General features: G+C 45.2%; 11 protein-coding genes and 1 pseudogene. 3 read left to right on the top strand and 9 right to left on the bottom strand.

Going from position 1 to position 12,785, the window contains the following annotated elements; genetic code table 11:
* Window positions 1-12: 12 nt before the first annotated feature.
* The 5 genes from CIK90_RS12450 to pyrB form a co-directional block, all read right to left on the bottom strand.
* Window positions 13-1,578: an acyl-CoA carboxylase subunit beta gene (locus CIK90_RS12450; protein WP_094391598.1), complete on the bottom strand. Its 1,566-nt coding sequence runs from the start codon at window positions 1,576-1,578 to the stop codon at window positions 13-15.
* A 33-nt stretch (window positions 1,579-1,611) separates the two neighbouring features.
* Window positions 1,612-2,016: a methylmalonyl-CoA epimerase gene (mce, locus tag CIK90_RS12445; protein ID WP_094391597.1), complete on the bottom strand. Its 405-nt coding sequence runs from the start codon at window positions 2,014-2,016 to the stop codon at window positions 1,612-1,614.
* A gap of 87 nt (window positions 2,017-2,103) precedes the next feature.
* The gene (locus CIK90_RS12440) at window positions 2,104-4,482 is read right to left on the bottom strand and encodes a TonB-dependent receptor (protein ID WP_094465671.1); all 2,379 of its coding nucleotides are present in this window, start codon (window positions 4,480-4,482) and stop codon (window positions 2,104-2,106) included.
* 150 nt (window positions 4,483-4,632) lie between these two features.
* Complete coding sequence (locus CIK90_RS12435) at window positions 4,633-5,079, bottom strand: aspartate carbamoyltransferase regulatory subunit (protein ID WP_094391595.1); 447 nt, start codon at window positions 5,077-5,079, stop codon at window positions 4,633-4,635.
* The gene (pyrB, locus tag CIK90_RS12430; protein WP_094391594.1) at window positions 5,076-6,023 is read right to left on the bottom strand and encodes an aspartate carbamoyltransferase; all 948 of its coding nucleotides are present in this window, start codon (window positions 6,021-6,023) and stop codon (window positions 5,076-5,078) included. Before pyrB ends, CIK90_RS12435 begins: the two co-directional genes overlap by 4 nt.
* 193 nt (window positions 6,024-6,216) lie before the next feature.
* On the opposite strand from pyrB, the gene pyk reads away from it, so the two are divergent.
* The gene (gene pyk / locus CIK90_RS12425) at window positions 6,217-7,641 is read left to right on the top strand and encodes a pyruvate kinase (RefSeq protein ID WP_094391593.1); all 1,425 of its coding nucleotides are present in this window, start codon (window positions 6,217-6,219) and stop codon (window positions 7,639-7,641) included.
* A gap of 150 nt (window positions 7,642-7,791) precedes the next feature.
* On the opposite strand, the gene CIK90_RS14680 is transcribed toward pyk, so the two are convergent.
* The 3 genes and pseudogenes from CIK90_RS14680 to CIK90_RS12415 all read right to left on the bottom strand — a co-directional run bounded on the left by CIK90_RS14680 (window position 7,792) and on the right by CIK90_RS12415 (window position 9,715).
* Window positions 7,792-8,271, bottom strand: coding sequence for an N-acetyltransferase (locus CIK90_RS14680; RefSeq protein WP_371591459.1), 480 nt, complete (start codon window positions 8,269-8,271; stop codon window positions 7,792-7,794).
* A gap of 15 nt (window positions 8,272-8,286) precedes the next feature.
* Window positions 8,287-9,042 (bottom strand): annotated as a pseudogene (locus CIK90_RS12420) (MBL fold metallo-hydrolase); the annotation flags it as partial.
* Window positions 9,043-9,079: 37 nt separating this feature from the next.
* The gene (locus CIK90_RS12415; RefSeq protein WP_094440149.1) at window positions 9,080-9,715 is read right to left on the bottom strand and encodes a nitroreductase family protein; all 636 of its coding nucleotides are present in this window, start codon (window positions 9,713-9,715) and stop codon (window positions 9,080-9,082) included.
* 194 nt (window positions 9,716-9,909) lie between these two features.
* Here CIK90_RS12415 and CIK90_RS12410 point away from each other — a divergent pair, with 194 nt between their 5' ends.
* Together CIK90_RS12410 and CIK90_RS12405 are read left to right on the top strand one after the other, a co-directional pair.
* Window positions 9,910-10,722 carry an MBL fold metallo-hydrolase gene (locus tag CIK90_RS12410; RefSeq protein ID WP_158216071.1) on the top strand — a complete coding sequence of 271 codons (813 nt, stop codon included), beginning with the start codon at window positions 9,910-9,912 and terminating at the stop codon, window positions 10,720-10,722.
* 86 nt (window positions 10,723-10,808) lie between these two features.
* Window positions 10,809-11,360 (top strand): NUDIX hydrolase, encoded by a 552-nt coding sequence (locus CIK90_RS12405; RefSeq protein WP_094391589.1) that lies wholly within the window; start codon window positions 10,809-10,811, stop codon window positions 11,358-11,360.
* A gap of 309 nt (window positions 11,361-11,669) precedes the next feature.
* Here the strand turns inward: CIK90_RS12405 and CIK90_RS12400 are convergent, their stop codons facing one another.
* Window positions 11,670-12,422 carry an EFR1 family ferrodoxin gene (locus CIK90_RS12400; protein ID WP_094434507.1) on the bottom strand — a complete coding sequence of 251 codons (753 nt, stop codon included), beginning with the start codon at window positions 12,420-12,422 and terminating at the stop codon, window positions 11,670-11,672.
* Window positions 12,423-12,785: the final 363 nt, after the last annotated feature.

Genomic DNA, 12,785 nt, shown 5'->3' with positions numbered 1-12,785 from the left:
AGACGGGATATTTTACATCGGAATGTTACCGTGCTTCTTAGCGGGCAGTGCATCACGCTTGGTGGCAAGCTGAGCAAGCGCACGGCAGATGCGGAAACGAGTGTTACGTGGTTCAATCACGTCGTCAATATAGCCATATTTTGCTGCCTGATAAGGATTGGCAAAGAGTTCGTTGTACTCTTCTTCCTTCTCGGCAATGAATGACTTAACATCTTCACCTGCTTCTTTCTTGGCTTTAGCTTCCTTCGCATAGAGAACAGCAGCAGCACCACTTGCTCCCATAACAGCGATTTCAGCTGAAGGCCATGCGTAGTTGAGGTCGGTATGGAGTTGTTTTGAACCCATAACGATATGAGAACCGCCGTATGATTTGCGCAGGGTAACAGTAATCTTGGGTACTGTAGCTTCACCGTAAGCGTAGAGCAACTGAGCACCGTGCAGAATGACTGCGTTGTACTCCTGGCCTGTGCCGGGGAGGAAGCCTGGTACGTCAACGAGTGATACAATGGGGATGTTGAATGCATCGCAGAAACGTACAAAGCGTGCACCCTTACGTGAAGCATTTACGTCAAGCACACCTGCATAGCAAGAAGGCTGGTTGGCTACGATGCCGACACTCTGACCATTGAAACGAGCGAAACCTACGATGATGTTCTTAGCAAACTTAGGCTGTACTTCAAAGAACTCGCCATTATCGATGATAGCACCAATTACCTTGTACATATCGTATGCCTCATTGGGATTTTCAGGGATGATCTCGTTGAGGGAATCCTCCAAGCGGTCAATGGGGTCGTTGCACTCCTTGCGAGGAGCTTGCTCCATGTTGTTAGATGGAATATAGCTCAACAGGCTCTTCAGCATTTCAATAGCTTCTTCCTCTGTTTTAGCGGTGAAGTGGGTTACACCACTTTTTGAAGCGTGAACGCTTGCACCACCGAGGTGCTCCTGGTCGATATCTTCACCTGTTACGGTCTTTACTACTTTTGGACCTGTGAGGAACATGTATGAGGTGCCTTCCATCATCAGAGTGAAGTCGGTAAGAGCAGGAGAGTAAACTGCACCACCTGCGCAAGGACCGAAGATACCTGAAATCTGTGGGATAACACCCGAAGCGAGGATGTTACGCTCGAAGATTTCTGCGTAACCTGCCAAAGCGTTGATACCTTCCTGAATACGGGCACCACCTGAGTCGTTGATACCAATCAGGGGAGCACCCATCTTCATGGCCATGTCCATCACTTTGCAAATCTTCTGGCTCATGGTCTCAGAGAGAGAACCTGCATGAACTGTGAAGTCCTGGGCAAAGATGAATACCAGACGACCGTCGATAGTACCGCTACCGGCTACTACACCATCGCCAAGGAACTGCTTCTTCTCCATGCCGAAATTGTGGCAACGGTGTTCCTTGAACATATCGTATTCTTCAAAAGAGCCTTTGTCGAGCAACATCTCAATGCGCTCACGTGCTGTATATTTTCCTTTGTCGTGCTGCTTCTGGATGGCTTTCTCACCACCACCGAGACGAGCTTTCTCACGCTTCTCGATGAGCTGCTTGATTTTTTCTAACTGTTTAGACATAATTGTATTTTGATTCTTAACTTGAATGATCTATTAGTGTTCGCAAAGCTCGGTAAGGATACCTGCGGTTGATTTGGGGTGGAGGAATGCAATGTTGAGGTTCTCAGCACCTTTACGGGGAGCCTGATCAATCAGACGAACGCCCTTTTCGCTAACCTCTGCCAATGCATTGGCAACACCGTCTTCTACACAGAAAGCTACGTGGTGTACACCCTTGTTGCCTTTGTCAAGCCACTTCTGGATAGTGCTTTCGGGTGATGTCGGCTCCAGCAGTTCGAGTTTCACTTCACCACACTTCAAGAATGCGGTTTTAACTTTCTGATCCTCTACCGTTTCAACGGCATAACACTTGAGTCCCAATACGTTTTCGAAGTAAGGGAGGCTCTCTTCGATGCTCTGGACTGCGATGCCCAGATGCTCAATGTGCGAAATTTTCATGTTGTTTTAAATTAATGTATTTAAATCTGCTGCAAAGATACTAATAAAAAGTTACGGAAACGAAAAACACCAATGAATTAACACTAATTAAAAGTCGATTGTGATTCTTCCGTTTACTTGTCTGCCCGTAAGATAGTTGGGGACTGCATACTGTTGATTGGTCACATCGGTTACCCAATAGTAGTTGCTGACATTGGCTGTACCAAACACATTGAGCAGGTCTATACCGAGCCAGATATGGCGCAGACCCTTGCGCTTGGATGAGGTCTGTCCTGCTATCAGATAGTTCATTCCGATGTCGGCTCGCTTATAGCTTGGCGCACGGAATTGCTGCTGTTCTAATCCGCGGTGTGGCGCACCAAAGGGGAGTCCGTCTGTGAAAGCAAGGCGAAGTGTCATCTTCCATCGTTCGGTACCGGGGAAATAGTCTGTGAAATGAAGGTTGACACCCCACCTTTGGTCGGTGGGTAATGGTGTGCTGATACCATTGATGTCTTGTCGGGTACTCATCAGCGAGAGGGTCAGCCATGAGTCTGTGCCTGGAACAAACTCACCAAAGAGTTTGAAATCGATTCCTGTGGCATGGCCTTTGGCGATATTATTACCCTCATAGACGATTTTCATGTTTTGCATGTTATATGGAATAAGGTGGTCTAATTTCTTATAGTAGGCTTCTGCTGTGAATCGGAAAGGTCGTCCCCACATGCGGAACTGATAATCGAATCCACCTACGATGTGGATGGAGCGTTGACTTTTGATATGACTGTTGAGCGCCACGGTCGTTACACCATTGGCGGTGGTCGTATCGCGCATCTCTTTATAAAAAGGTGACTGGTAGTAGATGCCTGTTGCCAAACGAAATGTCATGTCGGTATTGAAGGCTGGTATAATGGCAAAACTCAGTCTCGGAGATAGTGTTGACTCGCTATTGAAATTCCATCTTGCCCATCTTAAGCCGATATTCAAGGTGCAATAGGATTGATGGCTGTCGGTGCCCAACTGCCATTTTATCTGGTCTTGTAGGTATGCTTCTGTTCGGGTGGATGTCACTTGTTGGCAACTGCTCATCGAGTAAATCATGTCAAGGCGGTCGCTCTTATGGGGGATGTTATAGCCGCTGGAGTCACGCATCTCATATTCTTTCGACTGCTCCTTGACGTGCTCCCATTTCATTGTGAAACCTGCTTCCCAATGATGGCGGCTGTTGCGATGGGATGCTGTCAGTTGGAGTTGTTCTGCATGAGCAGTCAGGTAATTACGCGCATGTTCCCGATAGGTGCCTACTCCGAGGTTTTCAGAAGTCTGTGTATCATCGAGCCAATATTGTCCCTGTATGTCATAGCGTTCCTGCTCGCGGGTATGGAAGGCTGACCCTTGCAGACGCACTATGGTTTTATTGGAGGGACTAAAACTGACGGAAGTCATTCCTGTGGCAGTACGAAACAGATCACGCTCCTGTCCGTCGAAATATACTTTGAAGGTCTTTGCGTTCTGTATTGTTCCGAATGAGGTCTCTCGGTCTGTGGGTGTGAAGTGGTATCTGTTTTCTGAATAGTCTCCTAATGCCTCAATTTCCCATTGTTGGTTTGGACGCCAACTGAGATAGGTTTGGTAGTCGAGGTATCGTGGTTTATATTCTCCTTTTGTTTCCAAACTGCCCAGTAGGTATCTGTTGGTTTTATAACGCAACCCATGAGACATAGAGAAATGCTTGTTGCCATAGCCCACATAAGCTGATCCACCTAACAGGCTTACTTGTATATTGCCTTCCCATTGTTGCGGCCTGCGATAGGTGATGTCGAGCACGCTGGACATCTTACCGCCATATTTTGCTTCATAACCTCCCGACGAGAATCCTATCTTATCGACCAGGTCTGAATTGATAATGGAGAGTCCTTCGTGTTGCCCGGTTTTTGCCAGAATGGGACGGTAGATTTCCGTACCATTCAGATATACTGAGTTTTCGTCAAACGAACCGCCTCTGACATTATATCGACTTGACAGTTCGTTGTGGGTGGAGACGCCTGCTTGCTGTTGAACGAGTTCCTCTATGCCGTTGCCTGCTGTTGATGGTGCATGGCGGACAGCATCGGATTTCAGTTGTTGCATGGTATTGGTTTGGCGCTTTTGTTGTGTCACTACAACTTCGTTGAGTGTAGTGGCAGGGTAAAGCGTCACTACCATGCGTTGGCGTCCTTTGGGACAGCGTAGGGTGCGTGTCTTGGTTTGGTAGCCAATCATCGAAAAACGCACCTTGACAGAGTCTGCCGATTTAAGATGGAGTGAATATTCGCCTTTGATATTGGCAATGGTTGTGGCATGTTGCTCCTGACAACTGACTGTTGCCAAGGGTAGGCCGTGACCGTCTTCATCGAGAATTTTTCCCGATAGTGAGAACGACTGTGCCTCTGCCCATGAATAGGTGAGTAGTGCGAGTATAGTGATGATGACTCTTTGCAGTTTCATTATCAGTATAACGAGTGCGGGGCGGATTTATTGTGTGAAATGTGATGTTTTCATACGCCAAACGCTTGGCGTTATGCAGCAACCCCCGACAAGTCGCTCTGTTGTGTGGCGATTGTCGGGGGTGATATGGTCAAAAGGGTGGGGAATGGCTTATACCAGTTCCACCTTATTAATATCTTGTTCCTTTTCGCAATAGTGACAGGTGAGGATGCCGTTGGTGACATGGAAATAAGTAGGCATCGGTTCGTTGTTGGTAATACACTTTGGATTGTTGCATTTTACAATGCCTTTAATCTCATCGGGTGTACATACCGTTTTTTTCTCTACTACTTCGTAGTCACGGATGATATTGAGCACAATATTAGGTGCTACGACCGACAGCCGTGAGATTTCTTCGTCGGTAAACCATTTGTCCTCTACTTTAATAATACCTTTCTTGCCGAGTTTCTTCGATCTGTAGTTATAGCCGATAGTGACGGTAGAACTAAGTTTGTCAAGATTGAGCAACTGTGCCACCTGATATGTTTTCTCAGAAGGTATGTGGTCTATTACGGTGCCGTTTTCGATGGCGGCAACCAACATTTCGTTTTTGTTCATGGGATAATGGTTTGATCGTTTCTTACTTGGTACAAATCGATGCCGAGCACATCGCAGAAGATGGCTTCGCGCGCAAAGAGTCCGTTGCCTGCCTGTTGGATATAATAAGCATGTGGATTGTCGTCAACATCGTATGCAATTTCGTTGACACGTGGCAGGGGATGAAGAATCTTCATGTTGGGCTTTGCCAGTTTCAACATATCGTTGTTGAGGATATATACATTCTTCACACGTTCGTATTCCATAAGGTCTGAGAAGCGTTCTTTCTGTACACGTGTCATGTAGAGGATGTCGGCATCAGCAATGACTTTCTCGTTGAAAGCGGTATGCTCCTGATATTTGATGCCGTGCTCTTCACAATAGATTTTGTATTCCTTCGGCATGGCAAGTTCTTTCGGAGCCACAAAATGAAATGTGGGGTTGAAGTGACGCATGGCCATCAGAAGGGAGTGGACGGTACGTCCATATTTCAAGTCTCCCACCAGGTAGATGTTGAGGTTGTCAAGGGTACCTTGGGTCTTGTAGATACTGTAAAGGTCAAGCATACATTGTGAGGGGTGCTGGTGGGCACCGTCGCCCGCGTTGACAATGGGCACATCGGTAACTTCCGCAGCATACTGTGCAGCGCCTTCAATATAATGGCGCATCACGATAACGTCTGCGTAGTTGGCAACCATAGAAATGGTATCTTTCAGCGTTTCGCCTTTTGTTCCACTGGTAATCTTCGGATCTGCGAAACCGATGACGCGTGCTCCGAGTCTGTTGGCTGCTGTTTCAAAACTAAGTCTGGTGCGGGTGGAAGGTTCAAAGAAGAGTGTAGCCACAACCTTTCCTTTGAGTAACTCGCGGTTGGGATGGCGCTCAAACTCCTGTGCCATCTCAATCATATAGAGAATTTTTTCTCGTGTGAGATTGGCAATAGTCACAAAATCATGCTTTTCCATATTAGGTGTTTGTTAATATGATGCAAAGTTAAAGCAAAAAATCGAATTATCGACAGTTTGCAGCTATTTTATTTTGTAATTTTCGTAATTTAGACTAACTTTGCAAAATCTTAGTCGGTTGGTATTGCTTTTCCTATGCAAGCATCCCCCCTCGTTACTTACGTCAAGAATATACATTAATTAATATCTATATATGAAACAGACAAAGATTGTTGCCAGCATCAGCGACCGCAGATGCAGTCAGGATTTTATTCGACAACTTTTTGATGCCGGTATGAACGTGGTGCGCATGAATACCGCCCATGCTTCAGAAGACGGTCTGCGTGAGATTATCCGCAATACACGTGCTGTGAGCCACCATATTGGCTTGCTCATTGATACTAAAGGTCCTGAGGTACGCACTACCGGTTGTGACCAGCCGATTGATTATAAAACGGGCGATGTGGTGAAGATCTTCGGTCGTCCTGAAGTGGATACAGAGCATGATATCATCAATCTCTCTTATGTTGATTTTGCCAACGATGTGCAAGTGGGCGACCACATTCTCTTCGATGATGGTGCACTCGATATGTTGGTACTGGATATCAACGGACCTGCTGTTATTGCACAGGTACAGAATGATGGACAACTGGGTAGCCACAAGAGTGTCAATGTACCGGGACGTCATATCGACCTGCCTGCATTGACCGACAAAGACCGTCATAACATCATGTTGGCTATCGAAGAAGATATCGATTTCGTTGCTCATAGTTTTGTGCGTTCTGCTGCCGATGTTCGTGCCGTACAGGCGATTCTCGATGCTTATCATTCTGATATCAAGATCATTTCAAAGATTGAAAACCAAGAGGGTGTTGATAATATCGATGAGATTATCGATGCCAGCTATGGTATCATGATTGCGCGTGGTGACCTTGGTATAGAGATTCCCATTCAGCGTATTCCTGGTATTCAGCGTCAGATTATCCGTAAGTGCGTGCAGAAACGCAAACCTGTTATCGTGGCAACCCAGATGCTGCATACCATGATCAATAATCCGCGTCCTACACGTGCTGAGGTGACCGATATCGCCAATGCTATCTATTATCGTACCGACGCATTGATGCTTAGTGGTGAAACAGCCAGCGGAAAATATCCTGTTGAGGCTGTACAAACCATGGCGACCATTGCCGAACAGGCTGAATGTGACAAATTGCGCGAGAACGATATCGAGGTTCCTCTGTCTCCCAACTGCGACATTCGTGAATTTATGGCGCATAGTGCCATTGAGGCAACAGAACGCTTGGGTGTCAAAGGTATTATCATCGATTCGATAAGTGGCAGGACTGCCCGTGACTTGGCTGCATTCCGTGGTCCCAACCCCGTACTTGCTGTTTGCTATAACGAGAAACTTCAGCGTTTGCTCAACCTGTCGTATGGTGTTATTCCTGTTTTCCAGAAAGACCATATCTCTAAGCAGCGTCTTTTCCAAGCTGCGGTTCGCATGCTTCGTCAGAAAGGTTATCTTCAGGCTGACGACAAGATTGCCTACCTGTCGGGAAACATCAGCGATGGTGGTGGAACAAAACTTTTGGAAATCAATACCGTTAGCGAGGTATCTAAATTCCATCTTTCAGAGTAAAGACATACACATTATTACATATCTTAATGCCCGACCATTGACGAATATGCTTCATCTATGGTCGGGCATTGTTTTGTAGTGTCATTTCAAAGATAGTGAAAGTTTAATAGAAAACAAACTATTTCTTAGTTTCACGTGTGCCACCTTTTACTATTGCACATACTGGTATGCCAGTCGCTCTGTACCGTTCCAGCAGTGGATAACACCACAGTATCGAAATCCCTCTTTCTGCATCAGGTGTTGCATCACTTTGTTGTCGGCATGTGTGTCAACTCGGATGTTCCGATATTGCCGGCGTGCAAAGTCCAGTACAACTCGGATAACCCCTTTCACCTCTCCACTACTTGCCACCCTATGGATGACAGCATACGGTTCATCGTTTAACCATTGTCCGTCGTAGATGACATTGTAGGTGGGATCTGTTCCACCACGTAATACAAAGGTGGCAACAATGGTGTTGCCCTTTTGTATTACATAGCTGTCGCCATTATCCATATCCTCACGAAGGAGTTGATCACCAGGATAGTTCTCGTCCCATTGTCCTGGATTGCCTGTTTCACTCATGAATTTCCGGGCAATGGCAAAAATCTCCTTGAGGCGTGGCAGGTCTTCTGGTGCAGTCTGTCTGATGACGAGATGGTCTGCGAGTGTGATGCTATCTCCCTCGTTTCTGATACACCAAAACGGAACTTTTTTTTCTTGGCAAAATGGTTCCATGCGCCAAACAGAGTCAAAACCGCTCATCACAAAGTGCATGGGAACCAATAATCCTACTTTAAAGCGCTCTATAAACTGGCGTGCTCCTAATGTATATCCATTGCCAATACGACCATCTATGGGGAACATAACCACATCAAAGCTATCGGCAATCTTCTTGATGTCTTTCAACTCGCCCAAAAACTGTTTCTCTTCTGCCACAGGGTCTATCCATTGGTCACATTCTTCACTATACACTTTTCCTTCAGGAGTGCCCTCTGCCAAAAAACGGGCAAACCAGTTGCAGAGGTCACCTGCATGGAAGATGCGGTAACCGGCGGTCTCTATTATCCAACTGCCCCCACTGTCGTTACTACCAGTAGCAGTCACTTGGATATGGCTGTCGTTCCACACCATACCCTTGGTCATCCACATATCAGCATCCTCTTTGCACGCTCTATGATGTTTCAGAATATCCTTTGATAGAATATAGGTGATATCAGGCGTGGTGGCTTTCCATGTGAAGATCTCTTTCGTGAAGTGGTCTTCGTGGAAATGACTGACAAAGACATATATTGGTTTCTGACTTTGTGGTCCAATAAAGCGCTCCATCTTTTGGGCAGGATCCATCCAGTAGTCAAATACTAGCACGCAATGGTCTGTTTCCAAAACAAAACCGCTGTGGAAGAGATAGGTGAGTCGTATCATCGTGTCTTTTGTTGTCCGAATGCTTATCAGGTTCTTATTCCATATATCTGATCATGTCATCGCGTCTTGGCTTTGCGTCTGGAGTCTCTGCTGGATAACCTAAGGCAATACAGTAGAGTAGCTGATAACCCTTGGAGAATGCCATGCGGTCAAGGAATGGCTTGGCAGATGGAGAATCTTGTATCCAGCGTGCAGAACTTCCCAGACAGCATGAACCGATACCTTTATCCCATGCCGAGAGAATGATATTCTCACCCAGCAGTCCACAGTCTATCTGCGACATGTCGTATTCGGTATTGTTGGCGATGCAGATCACACAGGGAGCATTCACAAAGATGTTCTTAAAACCTTTACGCTCAGCAATCTTTGGATTGTCTTTTACTACGGCTTGCGTAATAGAGTCGATGAGGGCAGGAGAGTCAATCACTCTGATTTCATACGACTGTAGGTTTTGACCGTTTGGGGCATTGATACCACATTTCAGAATCTCATTCAGGGTCTCACGATTGATGACAGAGTCTTTGTATGCGCGGATACTTCTGCGACTCATCATCACATCGGTCACCGTTTTTGCAGTATCTGTTGCGGTCGTTACCTGTTGCTTGTTCTCGTTGCATGCCGTCAGCGTCAGCGCGACAGCCATTCCTAATAAAATCTTCTTCATTTTCATTTCTGCTAACTGTTATTCCTAATGAATGGTATCAATGTAACTTATATCATACAAAGATAACCAATAATTGTGAAATACTCATGAAAAAGGTGGCACTTTTATCATTTCTTAAAAAAAAAGCACTACCTTTACACCTTGATAACCGAGGGTCACGTTATCGTGGAGATTCCCCATCATATAAAAGACATAAAACAATGAATAACCGATTGGTCATACTGAGCGATAATCGCACCAATGATGCACGACTGGAAACAGAACATGGACTCTCTATCTATATGGAGGGCCCATCGGGTAAGTTTCTACTCGACACAGGGGCATCGGATCTCTTTATCCGCAATGCAGCACTGTTGGACATCGATTTCTCCGACATCGACTACTGCTTGATTTCCCATGGTCATAGCGACCATATAGGTGGACTGAATGCGTTTCTTACCATCAACAGCAAAGCTAAGGTCATACTCTCTGCACAGATTCCTGGTGCAGAGTATGTGTCGGTGCGTCGCTATCCACATTCCATAACCAGTCATGTTGATTTCGATAGGTATCACGACCGTTTTGTCTTTGTCGATAACAATACCACGGTGGGGCCCGTACAGGTCTATGCCCATATCATGCAACACCACGCACTACCCTTGGGCGATAAAGATCTTTTAATCCGTACTTCGGATGATAGTCTTACAGCCGATGCGTTCCATCACGAACTCGTATTCTTGGTGGATGGAGTGCTCTTCACAGGTTGTGCCCACAATGGACTGTTGAACATACTGGAGACGGTAAAACAACCTTTTGACGTGGCAATAGGTGGCTTCCATCTTTTAGATTCCCATCTGGATCAACACTACGAAACCGATATGCAGTTGCAAGCCATTTCTGCCAGTCTGCGCGAAACATATTCCAACGTTACGTTCTATACAGGCCATTGTACGGGTGATCATTGTTTCGACATGCTGTCAGATCAGAATGATAGGTTGCGTCAGTTTCATGGTGGCGATACCATCACTTGGTAGTAGGCGACTTCTTACTATAAGTTTAGAAAAGAATGAGTAAATTTGTAACAGATATATTGCATGAACAAAAAATCCGATAACGCATCATGAGAAGTGATAAGGAAATGGAATGGAAAACGCTTGAAACGAAATATCTGTTCAAGCGCAATTGGCTAACCGCCAAGGTGGAAAAGGTTGAGCTACCTGATGGTCGTATATACGATGAGTATTATACGTTAGAATATCCTACGTGGATTAATGTTATTGCCATAACGAAAGATGGTAAGATGATTCTGGAGCGGCAATGGCGGCATGGTTTGAAAATTGTTTCAACCGAAATTCCTGCAGGTGTGGTAGAAAAAGGGGAAAATCCTATGGATGCAGCAAAACGTGAACTTCAAGAAGAAACAGGTTTTGGTGGTGGAACGTGGACACAATTCCTTGTTACGGCTCCAAATCCCAGTGTGATGAATAATCTGTGCTATACCTATTTGGCAGAGGGTGTAGAACTCGTTTCCGATACGCACCTTGATGCCACGGAAGATTTGGAAGTGTTCTTTCGCGATAAAGATGAAGTCTATGAGATGCTACGTTCTGGTCAGTTCTGCCAGGCATTGATGTTGGCACCACTATGGAAGTTTTTTGCCACACGCACGTAAACTGTAAAACCCTCACACGGATCACACGCTAAGTTTTATTTCTTGCTTTCAGACAACTAAATAAAAATTTCTGTGATTTCCGTGATTTGCCTTTGGCTTATTCTCTTGCGACTCAATATCGTGAAACCGAGCTTTCACTCTGTCTTCGCTGCTCCAGAATTTACCATAGGTTAATTCTGTCACGACTCAGCATAGTGAAACCGAGCTTTCACTCTGTCTTCGCTGCTCCAGAATTTCTGTGATTTCTGACGTTTTACTGGTGGGCACATGGAGGGAAAAAGTGTAAATCTGTGATTTGTGTGAGCAATTTTATGGATGCACGAACTGACCATGTTTTATGGTTTGATGACCATAGTGTATGGCAAACTGTGGACAGTGGTGCAGACATTTCAGACAGAGCGTGCATTTCTCTTTTGTCCAAACAGGATAACCATCCTTACACGTTATGGCTTGTTCTGGACATTGATGCGCACATTGATTGCAACCAATACACTTGTCTTTCATCACGTGGAAATGCTTGGTCTTGCGCTGGCTGTCGTAGGTGAGGTAATACCAGCGTGCCAACCAATGGGGAAGGCGCAGGTTGTCAAAGTTGCCTGCCTTGCGAGCCACAGCCCATTCCGTTATTTGAGTGATGGTCTTTTCTGCTTCTTCCGTTTTTCGCATGCACTTCTCGTGATTCGACACGTCAAATAGGGGAGTCCATACATCCACCATCCTCACATTATACTTTGCATCAAGCCACAAGCCTTTATGTTTCAGTAGTTGTTGCATCATATAATGTGCTTGCCCCGTGGAAGTTCCGAATGTAACCACATGGTAGATGAAGTGATGTCGCAAGTCTGTAATATTCAACAGATTGAGAAACCTTACAACGATGTCGGGGAGCCCCCAGAAATAGACAGGGGTGACAAATCCGACGCGTTCGTCCTTGCATAAGGAAAATGAAAATTCGCCATTCCTCATGCAGTCTGTTATTGACACACACTTTTCTTTTGTGGCATGCGCCAGGCATTGTGCCACATGTTTGCTGTTTCCTGTTCCTGAAAAATAAAAAACCATTCGCGTCTTGCTATTATTGATACAAAAGTACCATAGATTTTTTTAATTTTGGTACTTTTGTATGGAAATCTTTTGAACTCCATCGTTTTTTAGGTCATGATATAACTGGTGACACTATGAAAACGAAGGATGAGGTAATAACATTGCTGATGACACAAAGATCTAAAAAATGAGCAGCTGTGCCAACTTCTACAGTATTGTCTAAAAAATAACTAAAGATGGATATTGAAGATAAATATTAATTACAGATAATCTGGAAGCCTATGTGGGTTCGTTAGGCACAAAAGATATATCACTATATTGGCTGACTATTGTCTCTTGACCGAAATGTTTAGCTTGAATTGATATGTGATTTATATAAAA

The organism is Prevotella sp. P5-126, from assembly GCF_002251185.1.
Taxonomy (GTDB): Bacteria; Bacteroidota; Bacteroidia; order Bacteroidales; family Bacteroidaceae; genus Prevotella.
Note: the sequence above shows the minus strand (reverse complement) of the source record. Positions and strands in the feature narration are given on the sequence as shown.

What these genes read in the sequence shown, in the direction of transcription:
- CIK90_RS12450 (WP_094391598.1), bottom strand. Translation starts at nt 1,578, where the DNA reads ATGTCTAAACAGTTAGAAAAAATCAAGCAGCTCATCGAGAAGCGTGAG.
- mce (WP_094391597.1), bottom strand. Translation starts at nt 2,016, where the DNA reads ATGAAAATTTCGCACATTGAGCATCTGGGCATCGCAGTCCAGAGCATC.
- CIK90_RS12440 (WP_094465671.1), bottom strand. Translation starts at nt 4,482, where the DNA reads ATGAAACTGCAAAGAGTCATCATCACTATACTCGCACTACTCACCTAT.
- CIK90_RS12435 (WP_094391595.1), bottom strand. Translation starts at nt 5,079, where the DNA reads ATGAACAAAAACGAAATGTTGGTTGCCGCCATCGAAAACGGCACCGTA.
- pyrB (WP_094391594.1), bottom strand. Translation starts at nt 6,023, where the DNA reads ATGGAAAAGCATGATTTTGTGACTATTGCCAATCTCACACGAGAAAAA.
- pyk (WP_094391593.1), top strand. Translation starts at nt 6,217, where the DNA reads ATGAAACAGACAAAGATTGTTGCCAGCATCAGCGACCGCAGATGCAGT.
- CIK90_RS12415 (WP_094440149.1), bottom strand. Translation starts at nt 9,715, where the DNA reads ATGAAAATGAAGAAGATTTTATTAGGAATGGCTGTCGCGCTGACGCTG.
- CIK90_RS12410 (WP_158216071.1), top strand. Translation starts at nt 9,910, where the DNA reads ATGAATAACCGATTGGTCATACTGAGCGATAATCGCACCAATGATGCA.
- CIK90_RS12405 (WP_094391589.1), top strand. Translation starts at nt 10,809, where the DNA reads ATGAGAAGTGATAAGGAAATGGAATGGAAAACGCTTGAAACGAAATAT.
- CIK90_RS12400 (WP_094434507.1), bottom strand. Translation starts at nt 12,422, where the DNA reads ATGGTTTTTTATTTTTCAGGAACAGGAAACAGCAAACATGTGGCACAA.